Source organism: Rhodococcus sp. AZ1, from assembly GCF_054979605.1.
On record NZ_JBUEQF010000001.1, the window covers coordinates 146,807 to 169,154 of the forward strand.

The window sequence follows — 22,348 nt, forward strand, 5'->3', positions numbered from 1 at the left end:
CCGCAACACCACCACCGGAAGACATGCACCGGAAGACACCAGCACCGGGGAAGACAACAAGGAAGCGAGTGCACTGACGTGAGCACGCCAGAACACGACGATGCGCCGGCCGACATCACTGCTGACGACACCATCGCCGACGAGAACTCCGCTTCTGCCGAGGCTTCTCCTGCTGCCGCGGACTCACCCGCCGACGACATCTACGACGAGCCGGTCGACCCGGTCGCCGAGTTCAAGGCCGCCATGCGCCGGGAGCCGGGCGACTGGTACGTCATCCACAGCTATGCCGGGTACGAGAACAAGGTGAAGGCCAACCTCGAGTCCCGCGTGCAGAACCTCGACCTCGGCGAGTTCATCTTCCAGGTGGAGGTGCCGTCGGAAGAGGTCACCGAGATCAAGAACGGTCAACGCAAGCAGGTCAACCGCAAGATCCTGCCGGGCTACATCCTGGTGCGCATGGAACTCAACGACGAGTCCTGGGGCGCGGTGCGCAACACCCCCGGCGTCACCGGGTTCGTCGGTGCCACCTCCCGTCCGTCGCCGCTCACGCTCAACGAGGTCGTCAAGTTCCTCCTCCCGCAGGAGGACAAGAAGAAGGTCAGCGCGGGAGTCGGCGCCGCCGCGTCGGTCGGGTCGGACGGCATCAGCAAGCCGGTGATCGAGGTCGACTTCGAGGTCGGCGAGTCCGTCACCGTCATGGACGGGCCGTTCGCCACGCTGCCGGCCAGCATCAGCGAGGTCAACGCCGAGCAGCAAAAGCTCAAGGTGCTCGTGTCGATCTTCGGCCGCGAGACACCCGTCGAGCTGGGCTTCACACAGGTCGCCAAGATCTGACACCACACACTTGCACCAGGCACCACCGCAAGATCCGAGAACGCAACAAACCTAGGAACGAAAAAGATGCCCCCCAAGAAGAAGAAGCTCGCCGGGATGATCAAGCTTCAGATCCAGGCAGGCCAGGCCAACCCCGCCCCGCCCGTGGGTCCCGCCCTCGGTCAGCACGGCGTGAACATCATGGAATTCTGCAAGGCGTACAACGCCGCGACCGAGTCGCAGCGCGGCAACGTCGTGCCCGTCGAGATCTCGGTCTACGAGGACCGGACCTTCGACTTCAAGCTCAAGACCCCACCCGCTGCCAAGCTGCTGCTCAAGGCAGCGGGCGTCGCCAAGGGCTCGGGTGAGCCGCACAAGACCAAGGTTGCCAAGGTGACCATGGATCAGGTGCGCGAGATCGCCAAGACCAAGCAGGAAGACCTCAACGCCAACGACATCGACCAGGCTGCCAAGATCATCGCCGGCACCGCCCGGTCGATGGGCATCACGGTCGAAGGCTGAACGCAGTGAAGCCCGCATGGGAACTGTTGGGCTGAATGCAGTGAAGCCCGGGTGTGAACTGTCGGGCTGAACGCACAACCGATCGTGTGGAAGGGCCGGCCAGGCCCGCAGACCACAACCTTTCGAGAATCAACAGAAACGGACAGCAACATGGCACAGCGCAGCAAGGCCTACCAGGCCGCCGCCGCAAAGATCGACAAGGACGAGCTGTACTCGCCGCTGGCAGCGGCCAAGCTCGCCAAGGAGACCGCGTCGAGCAAGTTCGACGCCACCGTCGAGGTCGCCGTTCGCCTGGGCGTCGACCCCCGCAAGGCCGATCAGATGGTGCGCGGCACCGTCAACCTCCCTCACGGCACCGGCAAGACCGCGCGCGTCATCGTGTTCGCCGCCGGTGAGAAGGCAGCGGAGGCCGAAGCCGCCGGGGCCGACGCCGTGGGCGCCGAGGACCTGATCGAGCGTATTCAGGGCGGTTGGCTCGACTTCGACGCCGCTATCGCCACCCCGGACCAGATGGCCAAGGTCGGCCGCATCGCCCGCGTACTCGGACCGCGTGGCCTGATGCCGAACCCGAAGACGGGCACGGTGACCACCGATGTCACCAAGGCCGTCGGCGACATCAAGGGCGGCAAGATCAACTTCCGCGTCGACAAGCAGGCGAACCTGCACTTCGTGATCGGCAAGGCGTCCTTCGACGAGGCCAAGCTGGTGGAGAACTACGGCGCCGCGCTGGACGAGATCCTGCGCGCCAAGCCGTCGTCGGCCAAGGGTCGTTACGTCAAGAAGGTCACCGTGACCACCACAACCGGTCCCGGCATCCCCGTCGACCCCAACCGCACGCGCAACCTCCTCGAGGATGACGCCGCGGTCTGAGAGCACGTCGCCAGAAGAACAGCACGAGAGGGGCCGGCATCGTTGTGCGATGTCGGCCCCTTCGTCGTCTGCGGGTCAGTCGTCTGCGGGTCAGTCGTCTGCGGGTCAGTTGACGGCGGGCACCGCCGCCGCGGCGACGGTTCGGCCGTCGGACGTGCGGATCTCGATGGCGCCGACGTCTGCGCGGTCGAGGGCGACGTTCATGCGGCAGTCGATGGTGGCGCCCGTGCCGACGAAAGAGCCGGACGGCGCGGGGCGTCCGGTCCGGTCGATCAGCACCACGTCGTACACCGTGCGAGCCGTGGTACCGGTGATGTCGAGCACCGTTTCCGTGCCCCATGTATGTGCGACGAGCCCTCCCGTCACGCGGGTGTCGGCGCCGACGGCGGTGAAGCTCGCGGGCTCGAATGCGCCGAGGGTGCCGGGGGGTCCGGTCACTGGATCGGGTGTCGACACCGATTGCACCGCGAGTGTGGCCCCGATTCCGACGAGCAGACCCACCGAGGCGGCGGCGAGGACGCGACCGGCCCGGTGCAGAGTCGACCGCCGGGCGGTTCGAGACACGGCCCGGCCGGGCACCGGAGCAGTCGAATTCGGGTGCACGGTCGATGCCGGGTCCTCGATCCGCAGGGTGGACAGCGAGCGGGCAACGTGGCGCAGAGCCTCGATCTCCTCGGCCACCGTGGGATCGGCCTCGATCATCTCGTCGAGTTCGGCGCGTTCGTCCGCGGCCAGATCGTCGCCGACCGCTGCTGCCACCAGTTCGGCACGCCGGTCGTCGTAGCTGCTCATCGTTTCTCCTCCGCGTCGAAGCGGGCACGCAGGGCGCGCAGGGCATAGAAGCATCGGGTGCGCAGCGTCGCAACCGATGTGCCGGTGCTCGCAGCCAGTTCGGCGTAGGTCAGTCCCCGAATGTGGATGGCACCGACCACCTCGCGATGGTCGGGTGAGAGGGTCGAGAGCGCCTCCAGTAAGCGAACTCGCTCCACCGTCGCGTCCGAGTGATCCGGTTCCGGGGTGATGTCGGGGTGTGATCGCAGATCGTCGGGGGCGACCGCAGAAGCCACCGGGGCGCGTGCGCGGGCGCGCACGGCGTCGACGATGACGTTGCGCTCGATGGCGAACAGCCAGGTCCGCAGCGCACCACGTCGTGGGTCGAACGAGGTTCTCGCTCGCCACGCGCGTAGGAACGTCTCCTGGACGACGTCCTCTGCGCGAGCCCGATCACGTAGCGCGGACACCGCGACAGCAAGCAGGACGGAGGCGTGGCGGTCATAGGCGACGGCAAGGTCGAACCCGCGTTCGCGGGCGTCGACGTCGTCCGGCCGCGGAGTCACAGACGAGTCCAGGGTTCTGCACCTCCTCCGGTCGACGGGGCCGGGATCGTCGAGTCGGCCGATGGTCTCGACTGTATAGCCGGATCGATCGTGCGCGGGTGATGAACGCGGGGAGCCCGGGCGACGTATACCCCTGCGGAACGGGCACACCGTGCTCGTCGGAACGGAAGGGCACCACCCATGTCTGTCCCCACCAACACCTCTGTCCCCACCGAGACGTCGGGACCCAGCAAGACGTCCGGCCCCAGCAAGATGTCCGGCCCCACTGCCACGCGAGCACTCGGCGTGATTGCCGGGCCCGCCACGATCGCCGTCGCGACCACGCTGTTCGGCGCTCCGGTCGCGTCGGCCGAGACCGCGGTCGCGGAGCCTGCGACCTTCACCAGCGCGTTCACCACGATGGCCACTCCCGATCAGGTGGTCAACGCCGATTCGGTGGTGACCCCCGGCCAGGCGGGAGCGAGCGGCTCCTTCACCTTCCGGGTGAACTCGGAGCTGAACATCATCTGCTACGACATCACCCTCACCGGCGTGACGGGCGACTACATGAGCCCGGCGAAGACCGCCACACACATTCACCAGGCTGCCGTGGGCAAGTCCGGGCCGCCGCGCATCGCATTCCCCAACCCGACCCCGGTGGGCGACGGCCCCCGAACCAGCAAGGGTTGTCTGCAGGGCCCGTTCACCACCGGCATCGTCACCAACGGCGCCGACACGGGTACCGGGTTCACGCTCGCGGCACTCGAGGCGAACCCCACCGGGTTCACCGCCGATGCGCACACGGTGACCTCGCCCGCCGGGGTGGTGCGTGGCCAGCTGACCCGCATCCCTGTCGGTGGGGTGGAGACCGGTGCCGGCGGGAACGCGGGAAGTGGGGCTGCACACGCTGCCGGCGCGATCGCCGGTGTGACGGCCGTCGGCGCGGCAGCCGTCCTCGGAACCGCGCTGGTGGTGCGACGGCGGGGCGCCGAGCGCTCGTGATCCGACGCGCGCCGATCGTGGTGGTGGCGGCGGCGGTGGTGGTGGCAGTGGGTTGTAGCGGCCCGACCGCACCCGTCACCGCACCCGCGCAGTCGGGGCCCGTGCAGTCGGGGCCCGTGGAAACCGGGTCGCCCGGTGCGGGAGCGACCGCGGGGGGCGATCGGTTGGTCGTCGGACGGGTCCCCACCAGGGTTGCCATCCCGGCGATCGACCTGGACGAGCCGTTGATCGATCTAGGGCTCACCAGGGACGGGGCGATGGCCGTTCCGACGAACTACGACGACGTGGGATGGTTCGTCGACGGTGGTCGACCCGGCGGCGTCGGTCCCACGGTGATCGCCGGTCACGTCGACTCGGTCACGGGACCGGCGGTGTTCGACCGGCTCGAGGAGGTGTCCGAGGGCGACATGATCACCGTCGAGACCGTGGGTGGGCCGTCGGTCACGTATCGGGTGGTCGAGGTGAGCGAGTTCGACAAGGTGTCACTGCCGACAGTGCGTGTGTTCGGTGCCACTGCGACGGACCAGATTCGGTTGATCACGTGCTCGGGTGACTTCGACGCATCCGTGGGTAGCTATGACCGCAATCTCGTGGTGTTCGGCGTGCCCGTCTGACCGCGTTTTGGTCGCCGGGTGGTCGGCGCGGTACTCTTGCGTGTCCACTGCGGTGGGCAAGCTTTCCTCACCAGCACCACCCCTATCCAGATCCACCACAGACCGTTGGTCGTCGCTGCACCCGTTCGGTGCAGCGATCGAAGGTCCCGGGTATCGAACCGGGCGGCCCACGCAGGAGGACCGAGGTCGGGAGCGTCAGGTCCTCTGCGGCCCACGCCCTCTCACGCCCCGTGTGCTTCTGCGCCGGGGCGTTCGTCGTTTCCCTGGTCCGCAACGACCAACACGACGCTTCACGAGAGGAGGCGAAGTATGGCAAAGGCAGAGAAGGTAACGGCTGTCGCGGAGATCTCCGCGCAGTTCACCAGCTCCACGGCCGCCGTCGTCACGGAATACCGTGGCCTGTCGGTTGGTCGCATCTCGGAGCTCCGTCGGGCTCTCGGTACCGGTGCGACGTACTCCGTCGCCAAGAACACCCTGGTCAAGCGTGCTGCCGCGGAAGCCGGCATCACTGGCCTGGACGACTTGTTCGTCGGCCCGACCGCCATCGCGTTCATCGCGGGCGAGCCGGTCGACGCTGCCAAGGCGATCAAGACCTTCGCCAAGGAGAACAAGGCGCTCATCATCAAGGGCGGCTACATGGACGGCAAGGTGCTGTCCGTGGACGAGGTGAACAAGATCGCGGACCTCGAGTCCCGCGAAATCCTGCTCGCCAAGCTGGCCGGCGCGATGAAGGGCAACCTGGCGAAGGCCGCCGGCCTGTTCAACGCCCCCGCATCGCAGGTCGCCCGTCTGGCGGCTGCGTTGGCGGAGAAGAAGGCAGCCGAGGGCGCCCCCGCCCCCGATGCCGAATAGCTGATCCGTAAGGACTGCGCACACCCGAAATCCCTCTCGCGGATCAGCGACGAGGACATACAAGGAAGGACCCGCCACCATGGCGAAGCTCAGCACCGAAGAGTTGCTCGACCAGTTCAAGGAGCTCACCCTCCTCGAGCTCAGTGAGTTCGTGAAGGCGTTCGAGGAGACCTTCGAGGTCACCGCCGCCGCCCCCGTCGCCGTCGCCGCCGTCGGTGGCGCCGCTGGTGGCGCTGCCGCCGAGGCTGTCGAGGAGCAGGACGAGTTCGACGTCGTTCTCGAGGGCGCCGGCGACAAGAAGATCCAGGTCATCAAGGTTGTGCGCGAGGTTGTCGCCGGCCTGGGTCTGAAGGAGGCCAAGGACCTCGTCGAGAGCGCGCCCAAGGCGATCCTCGAGAAGGTCGACAAGGCCGCTGCCGACGCAGCCAAGGAGAAGCTCGAAGCCGCAGGCGCGAAGATCACCGTCAAGTAGGTCTTCGTGGCCGCCACGGCCCGCAGCACCAGAACACCAGCCGCACCCGGATCCCACGGGTGCGGCTGGTGTTCTTCCGGGGCCAGCCGCTACGGTGAGCCACGGTTCGGATCCATAGCAAGGCATAAGTGATGTCCGACCCTGGTTCGTACGGCACACTTCATGCGGACCCGACCCCACGGATTACCCAGACCTACCCGGCGGTAATCCCCGGTGTCGTTAATGGCGCTATGGGTGGGTTAGAGTGACCTGACGCACAGGCGGTGTCGGGGCAACAGAGTCGTCGTGCGTGTTCGAGTAGCGGAGGGTCAAGCGTGGGTGTCGAAGTATCCGTCGAGGGGTTGACCAAGTCGTTCGGGGTTCAAAAGATTTGGCAGGACGTCTCGCTCACCCTTCCGGCCGGTGAGGTCAGTGCCCTGCTCGGCCCGTCGGGCACCGGAAAGTCCGTCTTCCTGAAGTCCCTGATCGGTCTGCTCCGCCCCGAGGAGGGCGCGATCTGGATCGACGGCACCAACATCCTCGAATGCTCGTCGCGCGAGCTGTACGAGATCCGCAAGCTCTTCGGCGTGCTCTTCCAGGACGGCGCGCTGTTCGGGTCGATGAACCTCTACGACAACACCGCGTTCCCGCTCCGCGAGCACACACGTAAGTCCGAGACCGAGATCCGCTCCATCGTCATGGACAAGCTGGACCTGGTCGGCCTCAACGGCGCCGAGGACAAGCTGCCCGGCGAGATCTCCGGCGGTATGCGCAAGCGCGCCGGCCTCGCCCGTGCGCTGGTGCTCGATCCGCAGATCATCCTCGTCGACGAGCCCGACTCCGGTCTCGATCCCGTGCGCACCACCTACATCTCGCAGTTGCTGCTCAACATCAACGCGGAGATCGACGCGACCACCCTGATCGTCACGCACAACATCAACCTCGCCCGCACCGTCCCGGACAACATCGGGATGCTATTCCGCAAGCACCTGGTGATGTTCGGCCCGCGCGAGGTGCTGCTGACCTCCGACGAGCCCGCCGTCAAGCAGTTCCTCAACGGCACCATGATCGGGCCCATCGGCATGTCCGAGGAGAAGGACGAGTCGCAGATGCGGGAGGAGCAGGCGCTCGCGGAGGCCGGTCACAACTTCGGTGGTGTCGACGACGTCGAGGGCATCATGCCGCAGATGGAGCCCAGCCCCGGGATGCCGTATCGCCAAGCGATCGACCGGCGACGCGATCGGGTGCGGGAGATCCTGCACACCCTCCCCGAGAGCGCGCAGATCGCCATTCGCGAGAGTCTGGCCGAGTCCGGTCACGAACCGCCGGTCGGCACCAGCGCGAAGACGTGGAGATAACCGACTCAGATGGCTACCAAGAGGAACCCGATTCTCGACTCGGGTAATGCTGCGCTGACCCAGGCCGGGAACATCGTCGGACTGTTCACCGAGGTCGTACGGGAAACGTTCCGTCGCCCGTTCCAGTTCCGCGAGTTCATCGAGCAGGCCTGGTTCATCGCCAGCGTCACGATTCTGCCGACCGCCCTGGTGGCGATCCCGTTCGGTGCCGTCGTCTCCCTGCAGACCGGCTCGCTGATCAAGCAGCTCGGCGCCGAGTCGTTCACCGGTGCCGCGAGTGTGCTGGCGGTGGTGCAGCAGGGAAGTCCGATCGTGGTGGCACTGCTGATCGCGGGTGCGGCGGGATCGGCGGTCACCGCCGACCTCGGCTCGCGGACCATCCGCGAGGAGATCGACGCGATGGAGGTGCTCGGGATCAACCCCGTCCAGCGCCTCGTCGTTCCCCGGGTGTTGGCCATGGTTCTGGTCGCCGTGCTGCTCAACGGCCTGGTCTCGGTGGTCGGTATCGCCGGTGGCTACTTCTTCAACGTGATCCTGCAGGGCGGAACCCCCGGTGCCTACCTGGCGTCGTTCTCCGCTCTGGCGCAGTTGCCCGACCTGTGGGTCAGCGAGCTCAAGGCTGTGATCTTCGGTGTGCTCGCCGGTGTCATCGCCGCGTACAAGGGTCTGCACCCCAACCCCGGCCCCAAAGGGGTGGGTGAGGCGGTGAACCAGACCGTGGTGATCACGTTCCTGCTGCTGTTCCTCGCAAACCTGGTGCTCACCCTGGTGTACCTCCAGATCGTCCCGGCGAAGGGAGGCTGACATGGTCATCGCACGCGGACGAGGCGATCGCACCATCCTGCGATTGCGCAAACTGGTGGCTGCGCCCGTGGGCACGTTCGATCGTGCCGGCGAGCAGATGTCGTTCTACGGCCGAGCCATCGGCTGGATCCCGCGCACGGTGGTGCAGTACCGCAAGGAGACTCTGCGTCTTCTCGCCGAGGTCACCTTCGGAAGCGGCGCCCTCGCGGTGATCGGCGGGACCATCGGGGTGATCCTGATGATGTCCGGATTCACGGGCGTCGTGGTGGGCCTGCAAGGTTTCGCAGCCCTCGATCAGCTGGGTAGCTCGGTGCTGACCGGGTTCCTCTCGGCCTACGTCAACACTCGCGAACTCGCGCCGGTCGTGTCGGCGCTCGCGCTCTCGGCCACGGTCGGCTGCGGCTTCACAGCCCAGCTCGGTGCGATGCGGATCTCGGAGGAGATCGACGCGCTCGAGGTCATGGCGGTGCCGTCGGTGCCCTTCCTGGTCACCACGCGCATGGTCGCCGGTTTCGTGGCGGTGATCCCGCTCTACATCGTCGGCCTGCTCTCGGCCTACCTCGCCTCACGCCTGATCAGCACCATCTTCAACGGTCAGTCCTCGGGTACGTACGACCACTACTTCACGCTGTTCCTGCCACCGGAGGACGTGCTGTACTCGTTCCTCAAGGTGCTCGTGTTCGCCTTCGTGCTGATCATGATCCACTGCTACTACGGCTACCACGCCTCGGGCGGTCCGGCCGGCGTCGGTGTGGCGGTGGGGCGCGCCGTCCGCGCCGCGCTGGTCACGATCTCCATCCTCAACTTCTTCCTCAGCCTCGCCATCTGGGGAACGACGACGACTGTGCGGGTGGCCGGATGACCAAGGCACCTTCGAGACTGCGACGGGTCCTGCTCGGCGCGGCCTTCTTCCTGGTGGTGGCGCTGTTCATCGGCGCGAGCATCACCTCGTACCTCAAGACCTTCAAGTCCGTCGTCATGGTCGACCTCGTGACCGACTCGGTGGGCAATGCGCTGCCCGCGAACGCCGACGTCAAGATTCGGGGCGTCATCGTCGGTGAGGTGCGCTCGGCGTCGAGCGACGGCGGCAAGGTCACCTCGCGGATCGCGTTGGATCCGGACAAGGCGGCCACCATCCCGTCCAACGTCACCGCACGCCTGCTGCCGAAGACCCTCTTCGGCGAGCGCTACGTCGCCCTGCAGATCCCCGAGAGCGGCGCGGCCGCATCGTCGATCCGCGAGGGCGCGACCATCGAGCAGGACAAGAGTGGCAACGCCATCGAGGTCGGGCAGGTGCTCGACTCGCTGCTTCCGCTGCTCGACGCGATCCCGCCGCAGGACCTCGCGAACACTCTCGGTGCGCTCGGTCAGGCACTGCAGGGTCGAGGCAAGTCTCTCGGCGAGACCCTCGATCGCCTCAACACGATCTTCGCGGGTCTGAACTCCGAGCTGCCCAACATCCAGAAGGACCTGGTGGGGCTCGCGGACTTCGCGCAGACCTACTCCACCGCGGCGCCCGACCTGATCGATGCGCTCGACAACCTCTCGGTGACGGGCAACACCATCGTCGAGAAGCAGAACGACCTGAAGCTGCTGCTCACCACGGCAACCTCGTCGTCCTCGTCGCTCGCGGACCTGCTCGCGGCCAACTCGCAGTCGGTCATCACCATCGCCGCCCAGTCGCGTCAGGCGCTCGAGCTGCTGGCCGACTACTCGCCGTCGTTCAGCTGCACACTCGAGAACTTCGTGCCGATCGGCAAGGAGGGCCGCCGCATCCTCGGTGAAGGTCAGGCGTACCCCGGTGCACGGGCCACCATTCGATTCATCAACCCGCGTGGTGCGTACCTGCCCAACCAGGACGAGCCGCGTATGTTCGACGATCGACCCGCGGCCTGCTACGCCGATGTCAAGAGGCCGGACAACTTCTTCCCGCAGTTCCCCGGTGGCGGACTCAACGACGGCTCCTACCAGGTGCCCTCGCGCAACCCCGGCCCCCGCGACATCCAGTACCTGCCCCCGCCGCAGTACTCGTCCGTGCCGGCAGCGGGTTCGCAGGCCCCTGCCTCGACCGATCCGCAGGCCCCCGGCACGGCGATCTCGCCCGACTCGTCGGGCAGCGTCCCGATCACGTACAAGGGATCGGACATCGAGCGTGACACCCTCGCGGTGCTCTACGGCAAGGCCATCGGTCAGTCGCCGGCCAGCGTGCCGGCGTGGACCACGCTCATCGGCGCCCCTGCTCTTCGAGGAACCGAGGTGAACGTTCAGTGAGGGGTCTTCTCGCTCCGTTGATCAAGTTGATCATCTTCATCATCGTGACGCTGATGGCCACCGCCGCACTGGCGTTCACCATCGCCAACAGCTCCGGTGGCGGCGGGTCGTCGTTCTCGGCGATCTTCACCGACGCGGCCTCGCTGAACAAGGGCGACGAGGTGCGCATCGCGGGCGTGCGCGTCGGTCAGGTGACGGGCATCGAGATCTACGACCGTGACAAGGCCAAGGTCGATTTCACGGTCGAGGGACGTGACTACCTGCCGGCGAGCACCATGGCCGTCATCCGGTACCGCAACCTCATCAACCAGCGGTACGTCTCGCTCGTGGAGGGGACCGGTCAGCAGGGTGAGAAGCTCAACCCCGGGTCGACCATCCCGATCGAGCGCACCAAGCCCGCGGTGAACCTGACGACGCTGTTCGGTGGTTTCCGTCCCCTGTTCCAAACTCTCACCGCGGACGATGTGAACAAGCTGTCGCAGCAGATCATCCAGGTGTTCCAGGGTGAGGCCGGCACGATCGGCGATCTGGTGCGCACGACGGCGAGCCTGACCAACACCGTGGCCGACAAGGATGCCGTGATCGGGAAGGTCATCACCAACCTCAACACCGTGCTCGACACGGTGAACAAGAACGACAAGGGTCTCGACGATCTGATCGTCAACACCCAGAAGTTGGTGTCCGGGTTGGCTGCCGATCGCGACACCGTGGGGTCCGCGGTCAGCTCGCTGTCCACCCTGACCAACGTGACGGCCGATCTGCTCGAGCCCACCCGACCCGCGATCCAGAGCGTGATCGGTTCGGTGAACACGCTGTCCGGGACGATCAACCGGCGCGCGGACGAGGTCAACGCGACCCTGGCGACGCTGCCGATCAAGATCGAGAAGCTCACCCGGGTGGCCAGCTACGGTTCGTGGTTCCAGTTCTACCTGTGTGGTCTCGACATCACGGCCGGTCCCGGGTACGCACCGCAGCTGAACCTGCCCACCGGTCTGCCGACCATCAACGAAGCCATCTACACCAACTCGGCGACGCGCTGCGCTGCAGGAGGGATCAAGTGAACCACTCCCGTCGTCGGCCGGCGGTTGCCGGCGCCCTGGGTCTCTTCGTGATCCTGATGTCGGTTGCCTCGGCGTTCTTCCTCGACTCGCTGCCCATCCTGGGTGCGGGATCGAAGTACACCGCAGACTTCTCCGAGGCCGCCGGACTCAAGGACGGCAACGAGGTGCGCATCGCCGGAGTCAAGGTCGGCACGGTCACCTCCGTGACACTCGACGGCGACAAGGTCAAGGTCGCCTTCGATGTTCGCGATGCGTGGGTCGGCGACCAGACCACGGCGTCGATCCAGATCAAGACGCTGCTCGGATCGAAGTACCTCGCCCTCGAGCCGAAGGGCACCGAGCCGCTCGATCCACGCGACGTGATCCCGCGTGAGCGCACCACCTCGCCGTACGACGTGATCGATGCCTTCTCCGATGCGGCGAGGACGGCCGGTGACATCGACACCGACCAGCTCGCGACGAGTTTCGAGACGCTGACGCAGGCGTTCTCGCAGACTCCGGAGAACGTGCGTGGTGCCCTCGACGGGGTGTCGCGGCTCTCGCAGTCGATCGCCACGCGCGACGACCAACTGCGCACCCTGTTCGACGCGACGGCGAAGACCTCGAAGGTGCTCGCCGACCGCAACAAGGAGTTCACCAAACTCATCACCGACGCGGGCGTCCTGGTTCAGGAGCTCAACAACCGGCAGCAGGCCGTGGCCGCGCTTTTGACGGGAACCCAGCGGATCTCGCAGCAGCTCACCGGCCTCGTACGTGACAACGAGGCCCAGATCGGACCTGCCCTCCAACAGCTCGGCGGAGTGATCGACATCTTGAAGCAGAACAACCAGAATCTGGCGCGGGCCATCGACCTGTACTCGCCGTTCGTGCGGCTGTACACCAACATCGTCGGCAACGGCCGGTGGTTCGATCAGGTGATCGTCAACCTCCTCCCGCCCGGCCTGTCGGTTCAGCCCGGCGACCGCGCTCCGATCCGCGATCTCGGGGTGGACCCGGTGCGCAGCCCCGGACCGGGGGCCGGCCAGTGACCACATCGATCCTGACCAAGAAGAACATCCCGTACATCGCCATCGCGGTGATCGGTGCGCTGCTGATCGCGACGGGCCTGTGGTGGCTGTTCACGCGCGCGGGGACAACCACCATCACCACCTACTTCGACAAGAGTGTCGGGGTGTACGAGGGCACGGATGTGCGCATCCTCGGGGTGAAGGTGGGCGAGGTGACCAAGGTCGAGCCCCTCGGTGACCAGGTGCGCGTGGACCTGCGGGTCGATCGCGGCGTGGACGTCCCGGCCGCTGCCAAGGCCGTCCAGGTGGCCCCCTCGGTGGTTGCCGATCGCTACGTCCAGCTCACCCCCGCCTACACCGGCGGCGACAAGATGCGCTCGGGCACCACCATCCCGCGCGATCGCACCGCCACCCCGGTCGAGGTGGACGAGCTGTACAAGAGCGTGCAGAAGCTTGCCGACGCGCTGGGCCCCAACGGGGCCAACAAGAACGGTGCCGTGTCGGACCTGGTGACCACCGGGGCGCAGAACCTCGCCGGTAACGGTGACGCGCTGAACTCGTCGATCACCCAGCTCTCCGGCGCGGTGAACGCCCTGAACTCCTACCGCGGCGACCTGTTCGACACGGTCAAGAACCTGCAGGTGTTCGTCACGGCGCTCGCCCAGAACGACGATCAGGTTCGCCAGTTCAACACCCAGCTGTCCTCGCTGTCGAGCTTCCTGGCGGGCGAACGGGAGAACCTCGGCCTGGCGATCAACCAGCTGTCGGTGGCCTTGGGGGACGTCGCAGGGTTCGTTCGCGACAACCGCGACAAGCTGACCGCCGACGTCAACGAGCTCGTCCCGACGACCGATCTGCTGGCTCAGAACCGCGCCAAGGTGGCCGACACCATCACGCTGCTGCCGCTGGCGATCTCCAACGTGGTCAACAGCTACGACGCCGAGTCGGGCACGCTGTCCTCGCGCGTGAACCTGCCCGAACTTCAGGATCCGGCGTCACTGATCTGCCGCCTCATCGATCTGAAGAACCTCAAGCCCGGTGACCCGGCGTTCGAGGCGTTGGGACGGCAGATGCAGCCCATCGTCGACAACTGCCGCACCATCGTCGGGCAGGCCACGAACGCGGTGAAGTCGCCGTCGCTGAACCTTCCGCTCGGACTGCTCAGCGCCGACAACATTCAGCGCGCCGTGGTCCCCGGCACCGTTCCCGGTGTGCCGTCACCGCGCCTGAGCGGCATCGAGTTGCCGGGTCTGACGACCGGAGGTGGGCAGTGAGAACTCGCTCGAGGCGTCCGATCGCGCTGGTCGCGGCCGCCGGTGCTCTCATGCTGACCGCGACCTCGTGTGCGAGCGAGGGGATCTACTCGATCCCGCTGCCCGGTGGTGCGGATCTCGGGTCGAACCCGATGAACCTGTCTATCCAGTTCGACGACGTGCTGGACCTGGTTCCGCAGTCGACGGTCAAGGTCGACGGCGTGCCCGTCGGTCGGGTCACCGACATCAAGGTCGCTCCCGACGGCTGGACCGCGCTGGTCGATGTCACGGTGAACTCGTCGGTCTCGCTCCCGGCCAATGCGACGGCGAAGATCGAACAGACGAGCCTGCTGGGCGAGAAGTTCGTCTCCATCGCACCTCCGCTGGGCCAGGCCGACGCGAACAAGCTGGCCTCGGGCGCAACCATCGGTCTCGATCGCACGCGCTCGGCCACCGATATCGAGCAGGTTCTCGGCGCGTTGTCGATGCTGCTGACCGAGGGCGGTGTGGCTCAGCTCGCCCCCATCGTCAAGGAGCTCAACACTGCTCTCGACGGTCGCACCGACCGTGTGCGCGACCTGCTCGAGCAGGCCAACACGCTGATCACCGGGCTCGATCAGCAGAAGAACGACATCACCCGGGCGCTGGACGGGCTCGACACGCTCACCTCGTCGGTGTCCACTCAGACCGACAAGATCGATCGGATCCTCAAGGATCTGCCGGTCGCGACCGATGTACTCGAGAAGCAGCGTCCGCAGCTCACCGCGCTGTTGACCCAGCTCGATCGCCTCGGCACCGTCGGTACCGACGTGCTCAACCAGTCCAAGGACAATCTGATCGCCGATATTCGTGCCCTGCGGCCCACACTGCAGGAACTGGCGAAGTCCAGTGACGCGCTGGTCTCCGACCTGAGCTTCATCCCGACGTTCCCGTTCCCGGACGGGGTGGAGAAGATCATCACCGGTGGTTCGGTGAACCTGTTCCTGAGCCTGGATCTGTCGCTGGGCACTCAGCTCTCGGCGCTCGGTGTCGGTAAGGGCGACCCGGTCTACAGCCCGCCGCAGTTCGGCAAGAAGCCGTTCGTGGATCCGTCGAACCCGTACTACAACGGGAACGGTCCGCGACCGGGCCTGCCGACGGTGTCGTTGCTTCCGCTCCCGCCGATCATCCCCAACCCGGTGCCCCCGCCCGGTGTGCCCGGCGCCCCGCCGGCCGCCCCGCCCGCGGCCAATCCGCTCGACGGCCTGCTCCAGCAGTTCGGTGTTCAGCTTCCGGGAAGTGGTCGGTGATGGTCAAACGTCTACGAATTCAGTTGGCGCTCTTCACCATCATCGCCCTGGCCGGCCTGCTCTACGTGGGCGGTAAGTACGTGCGGCTCGATCAGTTGATCGGGTTCGGGCAGTACACGGTCAAGGGTGAGTTCAAGGATTCGGGCGGCATCTTCACCAACGCGGAGGTCACCTATCGCGGTGTGCCGGTCGGGCGCGTGGGCGACCTTCGGCTGACCCCAGACGGCGTGCAGGTGGACCTGATCCTCGACAGCGGCGGCCCCAAGATTCCGGCGAACGCCTCGGCGACGGTGGCCAACCGATCGGCCATCGGCGAGCAGTACGTCGACCTGCGGCCGTCCAGCGATCAGGGCCCCTACCTCGAGGACGGGTCGACCATCACCACCTCGTTCACCCCGACACCCGTCGAAAGTGTGTTGACCTCGGTGAACACACTGGCCAACTCGGTTCCGATCGACAAGCTGCGCACCCTGGTCACCGAACTCGGCAAGGGTTTCGCCGGCAAGGGCGACGATCTGCAGACCCTCGTGACGTCGCTGGACACGTTGTCGCAGTCCGGTGTCGAGGCGCTGCCGCAGACTTTGACACTCGTGCGCGACAGCACCGTGGTGTTGGGCACGCAGAGCGACCAGTCGTCGGCCATCGCCCAGTTCACCCGCGACCTCGACACCGTCACCGCGCAGCTGCGCTCGAACGATCCCGATATTCGTCGTCTCATCGACAACGGGATCCCGGCCAGTGATCAGGTGGGGGCTCTGGTGAACCAGATCGGCGCACCGCTGACTCAGAACCTGGGGTCGCTGGCGTCGTTGATCGATGCACTGAGTCCGAGAACGTTCGCCCTGCGGCCGTTGCTTCAGTTCCTGCCGGCACTGTCGGTGGCGGCGCCGTCGGCGACACCGGGCGACTCCACTGTCCACCAGGGCGCGATCCTCGAGGTCAACGCCCCGCCGCCGTGCACGGTGGGTTACGAGGGCACCCGGGCGATCATCGACGCGGAGCGGGCGAAGGACCCCAACTTCAACGATGAGCAGCAGGACTTCCCGCTCAACTCCAACGCCAACTGCACCGCCCCGCAGGGGTCGGTGACCGGCGTGCGCAGTGCCAACCGGGCCGTCTTCGCGGACCCGACGGTTCCGCAGCCCTGGGACGACACACCCAAGGTCGCCCCCGCGCCGCTGAACCTCAACCCCATCGCCTCGCAGCTGGCACCCCTCGTGGGTGTCACCGTGAAGTGAGCTCGGAGTACGTTCGAACCGTGACTTCACCCGCACAACGTCGGCGGTGGGACATAGTCGGTCTCGTCGCCGCGGCACTCGCTGCCGTGGTGGCGGTGGTCGCTGCCGTCCTGCTCGGTACCGGCTGGTTCCACTCGGCTCAGAACTCCGCCAAGGCCGATGCTCGCGAGTCGGCGCTCGCGGGCGCTCGGCAGGCGGGGGTCAACCTGAACTCGGTGGATTCGAACAACCTGGACAAGACGTTCGCCGACATCGAATCCTCGATCACCGGTGACGAGCTGACCGCGGGTCTCAACGACACCAAGGACCAGTTCCGCGCACAGTTCGCGACCACCAACGTGGTCACCACGGCCACCGTGCAGCACGCCGTTCTGACCGACTTCAATCAGGACGACGGAACTGCCGCGTCACTGGTGGTTCTGCAGACCGACACCAAGAAGCCCAGCGGTGAGGAGCGCTACCTCACCACGGTGCGACTCGAGCTCACCAAGGTCGGTGACGTGTGGAAGGCCTCGAAGATTCAGCCCATCGGGCAGCGGATCGCCCTCGCCGTCCCCACCACCACCCCGGCGCCCGGAACCCCGGCGCCGGCACCGGCCCCCGATGCACCGGCACCTGCCACGCCCGAGTCCCCGGCGCCGGCACCCGCACCCGCCCCCGCCGGGCAGTAGTCATCCGGCACGAGAGCGATTGAGGACCTGACGATGGCACCCCCGCGCCGCAAGAACCCTGCCGGCCCGGCTCGGCGACCCCGTGTGGCCGGTCGATCACCCGAGGTCGGCGAGAGCGCACCCGCCCCCGCCAAGAAGGTCGCTCCGGCGAAGAAGGCGGAGCCGGTCGAGAAGGTGGCCCCCGCCAAGAAGGCTGCCCCCGCGAAGAAGGCTGCCCCCGCGAAGAAGGCTGCCCCCGCCAAGAAGGTCGATGTCGCCAAGAAAGTCGATGTTGCCGAGAAGGCCGATGTCGCCGAGACCGTGGCACTGACGAAGGTCGCCGCCGACACCGAGATCGCGGACACCGCGGCACCCGACACCGCGGCACCCGACACCGTGGACGCTGAAGCCACGACGGCTGTGCAGCCCAAGAGGCGTCGGACTGCGGCGTATCGCCTCAGCAAGCCTGTCGCCGCGGGAGCGGCGGCGGGCTCGAGCGGGCCGTCGCCGGTGGGGGAGGCCGAGACGGCGTCCTCGCGCCGCGTTCGACGGGTCACCGTCGTCCTGCTGGTGATCGCCGTGGTGGCCGGTATCGCGGCCGCGATCGCGGCCTTCCAGCCGGGCACGCGCACGGTGACCAACGACGCGTGGGTGGATCAGCCCGGCACCAACGAGGTGGCCGCGGCTGCGCGCACCGCGCTCGAGACGGTGTTCACCTACAAGGCCGATACGATCGACGCCGATCAGGCGGCTGCGCGGACCTTCCTCGACGGTGATCGTCTCAAGGAATACAACGACACCGCTGATCAGACGAAATCCGGTGTGCTGCAGACGAAGACGGTGGCCGTCGCCAAGGTCACCCAGCTCGGTGTCGGGTCGCTGCAGGGGGACCTGGCCGAGGTGACGGCCAGTTTGAACGTCACCGCGTCGCAGGACGGTGTCGATCAGGGTCAGGCCGATACGCCGGTGACGCTCACGATGCGGCGAGTCGACGGGCGCTGGCTGATCTCCAAGCTCGACAACCGCTGAGGGCGCCACCGTCGCAAACCCGAGGACACAAATTTCGTGTTCGTCTTGACGCGGGGACGTTCGCGGTCCAGGCTGTTGCAAGGCGAATTCGTTCGTCGCTCCACTGGGTTCCCGAGCCCGGCGGTTTGCTATCGGCGCAAATGGAGGCACCGATACTGCGAGCCGGCGTGAGGGTCCGGCTGGGGGCTTGCATCTGAGCGCCGCGAGGGGTACTTTCGGTTGTTGCGCTGGGTGCCTCCTGTCCTTCTCCTGTTTCCGTGTCGTCCGCTGTGTTGTGGGCTGCTCGGGGCGAGGTCGTCGTTCGGGTTGTGACCAGCGGTTTCGGTCACACCGATTCGCCCCACACAAAAGCAGATACAGCGGCGGTCGCCCGAGTCCTCACGGTTCGGTAGCGGCACGGTTCGCGTGAGGTGCTGGAAGGATGCATCTTGGCAGTCTCCACCCAGACCAAGGACAACACCGGAACTCCCGGAGCCCCGAAGAGGGTGTCGTTCGCGAAGATTCGCGAGCCGCTCGAGGTACCAGGGCTACTTGATCTTCAAACTGATTCGTTCGAATGGCTCATCGGGGCTCCGAGTTGGCGTGAGAGGGCTCAGGCCCGCGGCGACAGCTCGGCCAGCGGTGGGCTCGAGGACATTCTCACCGAGCTCTCCCCCATCGAGGATTTCTCCGGCTCGATGTCGCTCTCCTTCTCCGACCCGCGCTTCGACGAGGTCAAGGCCTCGATCGACGAGTGCAAGGACAAGGACATGACCTACGCGGCGCCGCTGTTCGTCACCGCGGAGTTCATCAACAACAACACCGGCGAGATCAAGAGCCAGACGGTGTTCATGGGTGATTTCCCCATGATGACCGACAAGGGCACCTTCATCATCAACGGCACCGAGCGCGTGGTGGTCAGCCAGCTCGTGCGCTCGCCCGGCGTGTACTTCGACCACTCGGTGGACAAGACCACCGAGAAGGACCTGCACAGCGTCAAGGTGATCCCGGGCCGCGGTGCGTGGCTCGAGTTCGACGTCGACAAGCGCGACACCGTGGGTGTGCGCATCGACCGCAAGCGTCGCCAGCCGGTCACCGTGCTGCTCAAGGCGCTGGGGTGGACCACCGAGCAGATCACCGAGCGTTTCGGGTTCTCCGAGATCCTCATGGCCACGCTGGAGAAGGACAACACGGCCGGCACCGACGAGGCCCTGCTCGACATCTACCGCAAGCTGCGTCCGGGCGAGCCCCCCACCAAGGAGAGCGCGCAGACCCTGCTCGAGAACCTGTTCTTCAAGGAGAAGCGCTACGACCTCGCACGGGTGGGTCGCTACAAGATCAACAAGAAGCTGGGCCTGAACCCGGGCCAGCCGATCCTGGCGTCCACCCTCACCGAGGAGGACATCGTCGCCACCATCGAGTACCTCGTGCGTCTGCACGCGGGCGAGACCTCGATGACCGCACCCGGCGGCGAAGAGGTTCCGGTGGAGGTCGACGACATCGACCACTTCGGCAACCGTCGTCTGCGCACGGTGGGCGAGCTGATCCAGAACCAGATCCGCGTGGGCCTCTCGCGCATGGAGCGTGTGGTCCGTGAGCGCATGACCACGCAGGACGTGGAGGCGATCACGCCGCAGACCCTGATCAACATCCGTCCCGTCGTGGCGGCGATCAAGGAGTTCTTCGGCACCTCGCAGCTCTCGCAGTTCATGGACCAGAACAACCCGCTGTCGGGTCTGACGCACAAGCGCCGCCTGTCCGCTCTCGGTCCCGGTGGTCTCTCGCGTGAGCGCGCCGGCCTCGAGGTGCGCGACGTGCACCCCTCGCACTACGGCCGCATGTGTCCCATCGAGACGCCGGAAGGCCCGAACATCGGCCTGATCGGATCGCTGTCGGTGTACGCGCGGGTCAACCCGTTCGGCTTCATCGAGACCCCGTACCGCAAGGTGGTCGACGGTCGCGTCACCGACGAGGTGGACTACCTCACCGCCGACGAGGAGGACCGCCACGTGGTGGCGCAGGCCAACTCGGCGATCGACACCTCGGGTGCCTTCGTCGAGGACCGCATCCTCGTCCGTCGTAAGGGCGGCGAGGTGGAGTTCGTCTCGTCGACCGACGTCGACTACATGGACGTCTCGCCGCGCCAGATGGTGTCGGTGGCCACGGCCATGATCCCGTTCCTCGAGCACGACGACGCCAACCGCGCCCTGATGGGTGCCAACATGCAGCGTCAGGCCGTTCCGCTGGTGCGCAGCGAGGCCCCGATCGTCGGTACCGGCATGGAACTTCGTGCCGCCGTCGACGCCGGTGACGTGGTGGTCAACGAGAAGGCCGGCGTGGTCGAGGAGGTCTCCGCCGACTACGTGACGGTGATGGCCGACGAGGGCACCCGCCGCACCTACCGCATGCGCAAGTTCGCCCGCTCCAACCAGGGCACGTGCGCCAACCAGCGTCCGATCGTCGACGAGGGTGACCGCGTCGAGGCCGGTCAGGTGCTCGCCGACGGGCCGTGCACCGAGAACGGTGAGATGGCCCTGGGCAAGAACCTGCTGGTGGCCGTCATGCCGTGGGAGGGCCACAACTACGAGGACGCGATCATCCTCAGCCAGCGTCTGGTGGAGGAGGACGTGCTCACCTCGATCCACATCGAGGAGCACGAGATCGATGCCCGTGACACCAAGCTCGGTGCCGAGGAGATCACCCGCGACATCCCCAACGTCTCCGACGAGGTGCTCGCCGATCTCGACGAGCGCGGCATCATCCGCATCGGTGCCGAGGTTCGTGACGGTGACGTGCTCGTCGGCAAGGTCACGCCCAAGGGTGAGACCGAGCTGACGCCGGAGGAGCGCCTGCTGCGCGCGATCTTCGGTGAGAAGGCGCGCGAGGTTCGCGACACCTCCCTGAAGGTGCCGCACGGCGAGAACGGCAAGGTCATCGGTATTCGCGTGTTCTCGCGCGACGACGACGACGATCTGCCTCCGGGCGTGAACGAGCTGGTGCGCGTGTACGTGGCGCAGAAGCGCAAGATCCAGGACGGCGACAAGCTCGCCGGTCGTCACGGCAACAAGGGCGTCATCGGCAAGATCCTTCCCGCCGAGGACATGCCGTTCCTCTCCGACGGCACCCCGATCGACATCATCCTCAACACGCACGGTGTGCCCCGTCGTATGAACATCGGTCAGATCCTCGAGACCCACCTGGGGTGGATCGGCAAGACCGGGTGGAACGTGCAGGTGGCGTCGGACGGTAGCCGTCCGGACTGGGCGGCGACGCTGCCGGAGGAGATGCTGGCGGCCGAGGCCGACACCAACATCGCCACTCCGGTGTTCGACGGCGCCAAGGAGGACGAGCTGACGGGTCTGCTCTCGAGCACCATCCCGAACCGTGACGGCGACCAGATGGTCGGCGCCGACGGTAAGGCGACGCTGTTCGACGGTCGTTCCGGTGAGCCGTTCCCGTACCCGGTGTCGGTGGGCTACATGTACATCATCAAGCTCCACCACCTGGTCGACGACAAGATCCACGCTCGTTCGACCGGTCCGTACTCGATGATCACCCAGCAGCCGCTCGGCGGTAAGGCCCAGTTCGGTGGCCAGCGCTTCGGCGAGATGGAGTGCTGGGCGATGCAGGCCTACGGCGCGGCGTACACGCTGCAGGAGCTGCTGACCATCAAGTCGGACGACGTGGTGGGCCGCGTGAAGGTGTACGAGGCCATCGTCAAGGGCGAGAACATCCCCGAGCCGGGCATCCCCGAGTCGTTCAAGGTGCTCCTCAAGGAGCTCCAGTCGCTGTGCCTGAACGTGGAGGTTCTCTCCTCCGACGGTGCGGCGATCACGATGGCGGACGGCGACGACGAGGATCTCGAGCGCGCGGCGGCCAACCTGGGAATCAACCTCTCCCGCAACGAGGCCGCCACCGTCGACGATCTGGCGCAGTAGTCGGCGGCGTTCGTCCTCGCCGACCCACTGC

At 66.6% G+C, this 22,348-nt stretch carries 21 protein-coding genes; 19 read left to right on the plus strand and 2 right to left on the minus strand.

Features of this window, described 5'->3' with window-relative positions; translation table 11 throughout:
- Positions 1–78: 78 nt before the first annotated feature.
- The 3 genes from nusG to rplA all read left to right on the plus strand — a co-directional run bounded on the left by nusG (position 79) and on the right by rplA (position 2,205).
- Positions 79–834: a transcription termination/antitermination protein NusG gene (gene nusG, locus ACY48E_RS00810; protein ID WP_462870142.1), complete on the plus strand. Its 756-nt coding sequence runs from the start codon at positions 79–81 to the stop codon at positions 832–834.
- A 66-nt stretch (positions 835–900) separates the two neighbouring features.
- Positions 901–1,335 carry a 50S ribosomal protein L11 gene (rplK, locus tag ACY48E_RS00815; protein WP_462870143.1) on the plus strand — a complete coding sequence of 145 codons (435 nt, stop codon included), beginning with the start codon at positions 901–903 and terminating at the stop codon, positions 1,333–1,335.
- 150 nt (positions 1,336–1,485) lie between these two features.
- A complete protein-coding gene (gene rplA / locus ACY48E_RS00820) occupies positions 1,486–2,205 on the plus strand; it encodes a 50S ribosomal protein L1 (protein ID WP_462870144.1) in 720 nt (239 codons plus the stop codon).
- Between the two features lie 105 nt (positions 2,206–2,310).
- On the opposite strand, the gene ACY48E_RS00825 is transcribed toward rplA, so the two are convergent.
- On the minus strand, positions 2,311–2,997 hold the full coding sequence (locus ACY48E_RS00825) for an anti-sigma factor (RefSeq protein WP_462870145.1): 687 nt from the start codon (positions 2,995–2,997) through the stop codon (positions 2,311–2,313).
- On the minus strand, positions 2,994–3,542 hold the full coding sequence (locus ACY48E_RS00830; protein ID WP_462870146.1) for a sigma-70 family RNA polymerase sigma factor: 549 nt from the start codon (positions 3,540–3,542) through the stop codon (positions 2,994–2,996). Before ACY48E_RS00830 ends, ACY48E_RS00825 begins: the two co-directional genes overlap by 4 nt.
- Positions 3,543–3,722: 180 nt before the next feature.
- Between ACY48E_RS00830 and ACY48E_RS00835 the strand changes: the two genes are divergently transcribed.
- The 16 genes from ACY48E_RS00835 to rpoB all read left to right on the plus strand — a co-directional run bounded on the left by ACY48E_RS00835 (position 3,723) and on the right by rpoB (position 22,317).
- A complete protein-coding gene (locus ACY48E_RS00835) occupies positions 3,723–4,523 on the plus strand; it encodes a CHRD domain-containing protein (protein WP_462870147.1) in 801 nt (266 codons plus the stop codon).
- The gene (locus ACY48E_RS00840) at positions 4,520–5,137 is read left to right on the plus strand and encodes a class F sortase (RefSeq protein ID WP_462870149.1); all 618 of its coding nucleotides are present in this window, start codon (positions 4,520–4,522) and stop codon (positions 5,135–5,137) included. Before ACY48E_RS00835 ends, ACY48E_RS00840 begins: the two co-directional genes overlap by 4 nt.
- A 309-nt stretch (positions 5,138–5,446) precedes the next feature.
- On the plus strand, positions 5,447–5,989 hold the full coding sequence (gene rplJ / locus ACY48E_RS00845) for a 50S ribosomal protein L10 (RefSeq protein ID WP_462870150.1): 543 nt from the start codon (positions 5,447–5,449) through the stop codon (positions 5,987–5,989).
- Positions 5,990–6,068: 79 nt separating this feature from the next.
- On the plus strand, positions 6,069–6,461 hold the full coding sequence (rplL, locus tag ACY48E_RS00850; protein WP_462870151.1) for a 50S ribosomal protein L7/L12: 393 nt from the start codon (positions 6,069–6,071) through the stop codon (positions 6,459–6,461).
- 314 nt (positions 6,462–6,775) lie between these two features.
- Complete coding sequence (locus tag ACY48E_RS00855) at positions 6,776–7,798, plus strand: ABC transporter ATP-binding protein (RefSeq protein ID WP_462870152.1); 1,023 nt, start codon at positions 6,776–6,778, stop codon at positions 7,796–7,798.
- Between the two features lie 9 nt (positions 7,799–7,807).
- Positions 7,808–8,602, plus strand: coding sequence for an MlaE family ABC transporter permease (locus ACY48E_RS00860; protein ID WP_462870153.1), 795 nt, complete (start codon positions 7,808–7,810; stop codon positions 8,600–8,602).
- 1 nt (position 8,603) lies between these two features.
- The gene (locus ACY48E_RS00865) at positions 8,604–9,464 is read left to right on the plus strand and encodes an MlaE family ABC transporter permease (RefSeq protein WP_462870154.1); all 861 of its coding nucleotides are present in this window, start codon (positions 8,604–8,606) and stop codon (positions 9,462–9,464) included.
- Positions 9,461–10,873, plus strand: a complete 1,413-nt coding sequence (locus ACY48E_RS00870; protein WP_462870155.1) for an MCE family protein — start codon at positions 9,461–9,463, stop codon at positions 10,871–10,873. Before ACY48E_RS00865 ends, ACY48E_RS00870 begins: the two co-directional genes overlap by 4 nt.
- On the plus strand, positions 10,870–11,934 hold the full coding sequence (locus tag ACY48E_RS00875; RefSeq protein WP_462870156.1) for an MCE family protein: 1,065 nt from the start codon (positions 10,870–10,872) through the stop codon (positions 11,932–11,934). Before ACY48E_RS00870 ends, ACY48E_RS00875 begins: the two co-directional genes overlap by 4 nt.
- A 56-nt stretch (positions 11,935–11,990) precedes the next feature.
- Positions 11,991–12,962, plus strand: coding sequence for an MCE family protein (locus ACY48E_RS00880; protein ID WP_462870492.1), 972 nt, complete (start codon positions 11,991–11,993; stop codon positions 12,960–12,962).
- Positions 12,959–14,215: an MCE family protein gene (locus ACY48E_RS00885; RefSeq protein ID WP_462870157.1), complete on the plus strand. Its 1,257-nt coding sequence runs from the start codon at positions 12,959–12,961 to the stop codon at positions 14,213–14,215. The genes ACY48E_RS00880 and ACY48E_RS00885 overlap by 4 nt, the downstream gene beginning before the upstream one ends.
- Before the next feature lie 50 nt (positions 14,216–14,265).
- Positions 14,266–15,483, plus strand: coding sequence for an MCE family protein (locus ACY48E_RS00890; RefSeq protein WP_462870494.1), 1,218 nt, complete (start codon positions 14,266–14,268; stop codon positions 15,481–15,483).
- Positions 15,483–16,721 (plus strand): MCE family protein, encoded by a 1,239-nt coding sequence (locus ACY48E_RS00895; protein WP_462870158.1) that lies wholly within the window; start codon positions 15,483–15,485, stop codon positions 16,719–16,721. The genes ACY48E_RS00890 and ACY48E_RS00895 overlap by 1 nt, the downstream gene beginning before the upstream one ends.
- A 20-nt stretch (positions 16,722–16,741) precedes the next feature.
- Positions 16,742–17,392 carry a hypothetical protein gene (locus tag ACY48E_RS00900; RefSeq protein WP_462870160.1) on the plus strand — a complete coding sequence of 217 codons (651 nt, stop codon included), beginning with the start codon at positions 16,742–16,744 and terminating at the stop codon, positions 17,390–17,392.
- Positions 17,393–17,425: 33 nt separating this feature from the next.
- Complete coding sequence (locus ACY48E_RS00905; protein ID WP_462870161.1) at positions 17,426–18,400, plus strand: hypothetical protein; 975 nt, start codon at positions 17,426–17,428, stop codon at positions 18,398–18,400.
- Positions 18,401–18,810: 410 nt separating this feature from the next.
- A complete protein-coding gene (rpoB, locus tag ACY48E_RS00910) occupies positions 18,811–22,317 on the plus strand; it encodes a DNA-directed RNA polymerase subunit beta (RefSeq protein ID WP_462870162.1) in 3,507 nt (1,168 codons plus the stop codon).
- Positions 22,318–22,348: the final 31 nt, after the last annotated feature.

Bases quoted from the DNA above. Each gene is read 5' to 3' on its own strand.
- ACY48E_RS00825 (WP_462870145.1), bottom strand. From the start codon at position 2,997: ATGAGCAGCTACGACGACCGGCGTGCCGAACTGGTGGCAGCAGCGGTC.
- ACY48E_RS00905 (WP_462870161.1), top strand. From the start codon at position 17,426: ATGGCACCCCCGCGCCGCAAGAACCCTGCCGGCCCGGCTCGGCGACCC.
- rplA (WP_462870144.1), top strand. From the start codon at position 1,486: ATGGCACAGCGCAGCAAGGCCTACCAGGCCGCCGCCGCAAAGATCGAC.
- rplL (WP_462870151.1), top strand. From the start codon at position 6,069: ATGGCGAAGCTCAGCACCGAAGAGTTGCTCGACCAGTTCAAGGAGCTC.
- ACY48E_RS00865 (WP_462870154.1), top strand. From the start codon at position 8,604: ATGGTCATCGCACGCGGACGAGGCGATCGCACCATCCTGCGATTGCGC.
- rplJ (WP_462870150.1), top strand. From the start codon at position 5,447: ATGGCAAAGGCAGAGAAGGTAACGGCTGTCGCGGAGATCTCCGCGCAG.
- rplK (WP_462870143.1), top strand. From the start codon at position 901: ATGCCCCCCAAGAAGAAGAAGCTCGCCGGGATGATCAAGCTTCAGATC.
- ACY48E_RS00880 (WP_462870492.1), top strand. From the start codon at position 11,991: ATGTCGGTTGCCTCGGCGTTCTTCCTCGACTCGCTGCCCATCCTGGGT.
- ACY48E_RS00860 (WP_462870153.1), top strand. From the start codon at position 7,808: ATGGCTACCAAGAGGAACCCGATTCTCGACTCGGGTAATGCTGCGCTG.
- ACY48E_RS00870 (WP_462870155.1), top strand. From the start codon at position 9,461: ATGACCAAGGCACCTTCGAGACTGCGACGGGTCCTGCTCGGCGCGGCC.
- ACY48E_RS00895 (WP_462870158.1), top strand. From the start codon at position 15,483: ATGGTCAAACGTCTACGAATTCAGTTGGCGCTCTTCACCATCATCGCC.
- ACY48E_RS00890 (WP_462870494.1), top strand. From the start codon at position 14,266: ATGCTGACCGCGACCTCGTGTGCGAGCGAGGGGATCTACTCGATCCCG.
- ACY48E_RS00835 (WP_462870147.1), top strand. From the start codon at position 3,723: ATGTCTGTCCCCACCAACACCTCTGTCCCCACCGAGACGTCGGGACCC.